7 protein-coding genes are annotated in these 6,013 nt (G+C 70.5%); 4 read left to right on the top strand and 3 right to left on the bottom strand.

Annotation, left to right across the window (positions count from 1 at the left end):
• Positions 1-93: 93 nt before the first annotated feature.
• A complete protein-coding gene (locus AB0M73_RS29550) occupies positions 94-1,008 on the bottom strand; it encodes a LysR family transcriptional regulator (RefSeq protein ID WP_363897065.1) in 915 nt (304 codons plus the stop codon).
• 82 nt (positions 1,009-1,090) lie between these two features.
• Between AB0M73_RS29550 and AB0M73_RS29545 the strand changes: the two genes are divergently transcribed.
• Positions 1,091-2,020 (top strand): EamA family transporter, encoded by a 930-nt coding sequence (locus AB0M73_RS29545; protein WP_363897062.1) that lies wholly within the window; start codon positions 1,091-1,093, stop codon positions 2,018-2,020.
• Between the two features lie 198 nt (positions 2,021-2,218).
• A complete protein-coding gene (locus AB0M73_RS29540) occupies positions 2,219-2,440 on the top strand; it encodes a hypothetical protein (RefSeq protein ID WP_157494867.1) in 222 nt (73 codons plus the stop codon).
• On the opposite strand, the gene AB0M73_RS29535 is transcribed toward AB0M73_RS29540, so the two are convergent.
• Positions 2,383-3,057 carry a response regulator transcription factor gene (locus tag AB0M73_RS29535; RefSeq protein WP_363897059.1) on the bottom strand — a complete coding sequence of 225 codons (675 nt, stop codon included), beginning with the start codon at positions 3,055-3,057 and terminating at the stop codon, positions 2,383-2,385. The two genes, AB0M73_RS29540 and AB0M73_RS29535, sit on opposite strands and share 58 nt — an antisense overlap.
• Complete coding sequence (locus AB0M73_RS29530; RefSeq protein ID WP_363897077.1) at positions 3,054-4,316, bottom strand: PspC domain-containing protein; 1,263 nt, start codon at positions 4,314-4,316, stop codon at positions 3,054-3,056. The genes AB0M73_RS29535 and AB0M73_RS29530 overlap by 4 nt, the downstream gene beginning before the upstream one ends.
• 157 nt (positions 4,317-4,473) lie before the next feature.
• Here AB0M73_RS29530 and AB0M73_RS29525 point away from each other — a divergent pair, with 157 nt between their 5' ends.
• Together AB0M73_RS29525 and AB0M73_RS29520 are read left to right on the top strand one after the other, a co-directional pair.
• A complete protein-coding gene (locus AB0M73_RS29525; RefSeq protein WP_363897056.1) occupies positions 4,474-5,712 on the top strand; it encodes a PspC domain-containing protein in 1,239 nt (412 codons plus the stop codon).
• The gene (locus tag AB0M73_RS29520; protein ID WP_363897053.1) at positions 5,705-5,908 is read left to right on the top strand and encodes a hypothetical protein; all 204 of its coding nucleotides are present in this window, start codon (positions 5,705-5,707) and stop codon (positions 5,906-5,908) included. The genes AB0M73_RS29525 and AB0M73_RS29520 overlap by 8 nt, the downstream gene beginning before the upstream one ends.
• The last annotated feature ends 105 nt before the right edge of the window (positions 5,909-6,013 follow it).

Here is a 6,013-nt window from a genome sequence, read left to right as displayed (position 1 = left end):
ACAGCCAGAGCAAGCAGTCCCTGCCCGACTAACCTTGATGCAGGGAAGGACGCCTTACCCTCGTTGAACGCGGGTAAGGCGTCCTTCCCTGCATCACAGGGTCCATTTCTCTGCGGCGGTGCGGAGGCAGCGCAGGAGGCTGGCGGTGGCCGGCTGGTCGGCGGTGAACTCGGGCACGGCGGCGTAGATGTGGCGGATGGGCTCGGGCCGGCGGACCGGGCGGACCACGGAGCCCGCGACGACGGTGCCCAGCCCGAGCCGGGGCACCATGCTGATGCCCAGGCCGGCCGCGACGAAGCCCTGCGCGGTCTGATAGTCGTTGCACTGCAAGGAGAAGCTCGGGCTGAAGCCGGCGCACGCGCAGGCGTCGAGCAGGATCTGCCGGCAGGTCCAGCTCTCCGAGTAGTACTCGTTGTCCACCCACGGCTCGCCGGCCAGGTCGGCCAGGTCGAGAACGTCCTTGTCGGCCAACGGATGCCCCTCGGGCAGCACCGCGGTGTACGGGTCGTCGAGCAGGTGCACGAGCTGGATTCCCGACAGCTGCGGCATCTTGCCCTCGGCCACAACCACAATGGACACATCGGCCCGGCCGGCCGCCGCCTCGTGGATCGGGTCGAGCGGCTCCACGTTGGCCAGGTCCAGCTGCACGGCCGGATGCTCCTTGCGGAACTCCGCAACCGCTTGCGGCACAAGGCCGGCGCCGGCGGTGTAGAAGTACCGCACGTGCAGCCGGCCGGTGCGTCCCTCGCGCAGGTCGGCCAGCGCCCGCTCGGCCTCGGCCAGGTTCTCGGCGATGGTGCCGGCGTGATCGGTGAGCAGTTTGCCGGCAGCGGTGGGCCGCACGCCCCGGCCGACCTTCTCCAGCAGCGGCAGCCCGGCCTCCCGCTCCAGCACGGTGATCTGCTGGCTGATCGCGGACGGCGTGTAGCCGAGATTGGTCGCGGCCGCGGTGATGGATCCGCTGGTCACCACGGCCCGCAGCACCTGCATCCTGCGCACGTCGAGCATGCCCCGACACTACAGGCTGGCTTAAACGTTCTGAAGTTTATTTCACTTGTCCTGATGCTTCACAGACCGCAAGCTTGGTGCTGTGACAACTCCGGGAAGCCTCTTTCGACTGGTCTCGCTCGCCCTGATCTGGGGCTCGAGCTTCCTGTGGATCAAGCTCGGCCTCGACGCGCTGTCGCCGGGCCAGATGGTGTTCGCCCGCGTCGCGCTGGGCGCGCTGGTGCTGGGCGCGATCGCGCTGTTCCGGCGCACCGCGCTGCCCAGCGGCGGCCGCATGTGGGGCCATCTCGTGGTGTACGTCTTCTTCGCCAACGTGCTGCCGTTCACGCTTTTCGCCATCGGCGAGCAGACCATCGACTCCGGCCTGACCGGCGTCATCAACTCGACCACGCCGCTGTGGGCCGTGCCGTGCACGCTGCTGTTCGGCGCCGGCGTGCGCCGGCTCGGCCTCAACACGATCCTCGGCGTGGTGATTGGCTTCGCCGGCGTGCTGGTGATCTTCTCGCCGTGGGAGGCCACCGGCGTCAACATCGGCGGCGCGGCCGTCTGCCTGGTCGCCGCGGCCAGCTACGGCGTCGGCGTCGTCTACGCCGGACGGTTCCTGGCCAACAAGGGCGTCGCCCCCGGCGGCCTGGCCGCCGCCCAGATGCTCGTCGCCACCGTGATGGCCGCCCTGGTCCTGCCCTTCGACGGCCTCCAGCCGATCCGCTGGGACGTGCCGGCGCTGCTGGCGGTCGTCGTGCTCGGCGTGTTCGGCACCGGCTTCGCGTTCCTCATCCAGCACGCGCAGATCGCCAAGGAGGGCCCGACCTCCGCCTCGATGGTCGCCTACCTGCTGCCGGTGGTGTCGGTGCTGCTCGGCGTGCTCTTCCTGCACGAGGCGCTGACCATCCGCGAGGTCGCCGGCATGGTGATCGTGCTGGCCGGCGTCGGCCTGACCAAGCGCAAGGCCAGGGTTGTCACCCCGGCGCCAACCAAGGAGCTGGCACCGCTACCCAGCACGGCCCGCTAACAACATGTAGTGCGGGTTCGCGCCGGTGCCTGGACCGCGGGCTGAGCTCGATCGAGTCTGTCCATCGATCGAGCTCAGCCAAGGGAAGGCACCGGCTTAGAGGCGAACCCGCCCCGCGCGGAACGCGCGGCAAAAACACTGAACCGGGCGCTCCCCGGATCCGTTGGCTGGTGTGGGACGGATTCGGGGAGCGTGGACATGCTGTGGGCAGTGGTCATCGGGGCATCGGTCGTCGCGGGACTAGCCATCTTCTGGCATCCCGGCAAGGGCGTGCACAGCGGCGGCGGGCCGGAGGGGACGCACACCGTGGCGCACGTGATCGACACGCTGGAGATGGAGCTGAAGCTGGAGGAGTACGGCCGTCACACCAAGCGGCGGTCGGTGGCCCAGCGGGACAGCTCGTACCTGTTCGACAGCTGAGTCTTGCGAAGCACGCTGGAGACGTGGGTCTCCACGGTCTTCACGGAGATGAACAGCTCCGACGCGATCTCCTTGTACGCGTAACCACGGGCCAGTAGACGCAGCACCTCGCGCTCGCGCGGGGTCAGCAGGTCCAGCTCCGGGTCGGCGATGGGGGCGGCGCCGGGCCGTTCGGAGAAGGCGTCCAGCACGAAGCCGGCCAGCCGTGGCGAGAAGACGGCGTCGCCCTCGGCCACCCGGCGCACCGACTTGGCCAGCTCCTGGCTGGAGATGGTCTTGGTGACGTAGCCCCGCGCGCCGCCGCGGATGACGGCGATGACGTCCTCGGCGGCGTCGGACACCGACAGCGCCAGGAACACCACCGACGGGTTGGCCGGGCGGACCCGGCGCAGCACCTCGGCGCCGCCGCCGTCGGGCATGTGCACGTCCAGCAGCACGACGTCGGGGTGGTGGTGCTCGATGCCGGCGACGGCCTCGCCGACCGAGCCGGCCTCGCCGACCACCTCCACGTCCTGGCCGTGGGTGGCCAGCTCGGCCCGCACCCCGGCCCGGAACAGCGCGTGGTCGTCAACGAGGAACACGCGCACCGGCTTGCGGTCCTGCTCGGGCGTGGTCATGCCTTGGCCTCCTTCTTGCGGGGCATCTCCAGCTGCACCTCGGCGCCCTCCCCGGGGGAGGTGCGCAGCCGGACCTTCCCGCCGTGCCGGTCCATTCTGCCCCGGATCGAGTCGGCCAGGCCGTGCCGATCGTCGGGCACCTGCTCGGGATCGAAGCCCTTGCCCCGGTCCCGCACGAACACGGTGACCGTGTCCGGCTCGATCTCGGCGTACACGCTGACCTCGCCGACCCCGGAGTGCTTGGCCGAGTTGACGATCGCCTCGCGGGCCGCCTGCACCAGCGCGGTCAGCCGGACGTTCATCGGGCAGTCGCCGACGACAACCTGCTCCACCGAAACGTCGAAGGTGTCCTCGACCTCGCCGCAGGCCACGGCGATGGCCTCGTGCAGGGTGCCGAAGGTGACCGGGGCGTCGGCCGCCTCGTTGGCCTCGGCCGCCGCGGCCCGGCCCCGGCCGTAGCCGGTCGGCCCGTACAGCCAGGTCCGCAGCTGCCGTTCCTGGCTGCGGGCCAGCTTGACCACCTCGCGCGGGCTCTCGGCCTGCTTCTGGATCAGCGCCAGCGTCTGCAGCACCGAGTCGTGCAGATGGGCGGCGATCTCCTCCCGCTCCTGGTCACGGATGCGGGCGCTGCGCTCGTCGTCCAGGTCGCGGACCAGGCGCAGCCACCACGGCACGGTGATGACGCCGACCCCGACCAGTGTGGCCAGGATGGCGATCAGCACCGGCGGCACCAGCCCCGGCGAGACCTGCTGGAACAGGAACAGCCCCACACCGCCGCACACCAGCAGCACACCGACGATCATCCGGAGCCGGGCCTTGGCGCTGCCCTCACCGAAGAAGCCGGTCACGCCGGTCCGCGCGCCGTCACGCCATTTGCGCCGCTGCGCCTCGTCGGCCTCACGCCAGACCAGCGCCGCCCCGCCGATGCCGACCGTGGTCGGCACGATGAACCACTGGGCCAGGGATCCGCTGAGCACCGTGATCACCATGAACAGGCCGATGCCCAGGGCCAGCAGCGCGATGCCCTGCTGGCGTTCCTTGGCGTCCATCTCCGAGGCCCGCTCCTCCGGCGGCGCCTGCGCGGCGAACATCCAGAGCAGCACGTAGGCCAGCGGCCCGACGAAACCGATCGCGGTCAGCACCGTGAACCCGGCGCGCACCCAGATCACCGGCACGTTCAGGTGCTCGGCCAGACCGCCCGCGACACCGCCGGCGATCTTGTGGGCGCCACTGCGGCGCAGCCTGCGGTCCGCGAACACCTCCGGTGTCGCGTTCTCTTCCTCGACCAGCTGCTGCGAACTCACCACAGAATGGTCACACGCACAGGTGCGGGTAGCCATCAGGGACGAGCCCCGGGGTTTGATTCAGGGGGCTCCCGGATGCCGCACGAGGTCGCCAGGCCGCATGCTCGTCACCGTGAACACGACCAAGCACTCCGGGATCAACATCGAGCACCTGGTCGCGGACTTCTGGGCCACCCGCCCGAGGCGTCCGCGGCAGGGTCGGATGGTGGCCGGTGTCGCGGCCGGCATCGGGCGGCGTTACGGCATCGACCCGGTGATCGTGCGAGTGGCACTGGTCGTCGCGACCGTGTGGGGCGGCGCCGGCGTCCTGTTCTACCTGCTGGCCTGGCTGACGCTGGCCGAGGAGAACGACGAGGCCTCAGGTCTGGAAGCCATGCTCGGCCAGGGCCGCAGCTCGATGTCGCGGGGGCTGACCATCCTGCTGGCCGTGCTGTGCATTCCCGCCGTCACCTGGCTGTGGAACGGGCAGTTCGGCTTCTTCAGCGGTGTGTTCAGCGCCGCCGCGCTGCTGGCCGGGCTGTTCCTGTTGCACCGCAACCGCGCCGGACTGGGTGTGCCGGGCGTGCCGACCACGACTTCAGGGGGAACGATGACCGCGCCCAGTTATGCGACTGGCGCCACCACCTCGGCCGAGTGGGACCCGCTGGGCGCGTCCCCGCTCCAGTGGGACCTGCACGACCCCGATGCGCCGGTGACCACGCAGCTCGCCACCGGCGACGACGAGGACAAGACCGTCGTGGTGCGGCCGCGCAAGCGCCACTCGCCGGTCGGCGGCGTGACCATGGGCCTGGCCGTGCTGACCGCCGCCGCCCTGCTCATCTTCCGGGCCGGTCTCGGCGCCAGCTGGCTGACCCTGCCGCACATCCTGGGCATCGTGGCCGGAGTGCTGGCCGGTGGCCTGGTGATCGGCGCGTTCGTCCGCGGCGGCCGCGGCCTGATCGTGCCGACGGTGCTGGTCGGGGTGGCCGCGGTGGCGCTGACCAACACGCCCAACGGAGGCGGCTCCGGCTTCGGTGATCTGCGGGCCAACCCGACCGACACGCTCGAAGCGAGCTACGCCCGGTCGTTCGGCGACGTGCGGTTGGATCTGACGGACTTCAAGTTCGACAAGGAAAAGCCGGCGCGGACCACCGTCAGCGTCGACGCCGGCCAGGCCCGGGTGATCGTGCCGGCCAACGTGAACGTGGACGTCACCTGCACCGCCGACGTCGGCGACGTGCGCTGCCTCAACCGCAGCCAGGACTGGCGCGACATCGACCTGCACGTGGTGGACAACGTGCCCAACGCGGTCGGCACCCTGCACCTCGACGTGCACGCGGGCGCCGGAGATGTGGAGGTCTACCGTGGCTGACATCGAGCGCCGGGGCGGTCCCCGGCTGGTGAGCCTGCTGTTCGGCATCGGCGGCCTGTTCGCCATGGCCTACGCGCTGTCCGACGGCAGCATGGCCGACCTGCCGTTCGGGGTGACCGGCCTGGTCGCCGGCGGGGCCATCCTGATCGGACTGCTGATTCTCATGTGGACGGTCAGACCATCCGCCCGGAAATGACGCGGCGTCGAATTCCTTCGGGCCCCCGCCTTTGCCGAGGCGGGGGCCTTCTCCATGCAGGGAAGGACGCCTTACCCTCGTTCAACGCGGGTAAGGCGTCCTTCC

The sequence above is a fragment of the Kutzneria sp. NPDC051319 genome (assembly GCF_040682195.1).
In the GTDB taxonomy this organism is placed as follows: domain Bacteria; phylum Actinomycetota; class Actinomycetes; order Mycobacteriales; family Pseudonocardiaceae; genus Kutzneria.
This window is presented reverse-complemented; position numbering and strand designations above follow the sequence as displayed.

Bases quoted from the DNA above. Each gene is read 5' to 3' on its own strand.
- AB0M73_RS29550 (WP_363897065.1), bottom strand. From the start codon at position 1,008: ATGCTCGACGTGCGCAGGATGCAGGTGCTGCGGGCCGTGGTGACCAGC.
- AB0M73_RS29540 (WP_157494867.1), top strand. From the start codon at position 2,219: ATGCTGTGGGCAGTGGTCATCGGGGCATCGGTCGTCGCGGGACTAGCC.
- AB0M73_RS29535 (WP_363897059.1), bottom strand. From the start codon at position 3,057: ATGACCACGCCCGAGCAGGACCGCAAGCCGGTGCGCGTGTTCCTCGTT.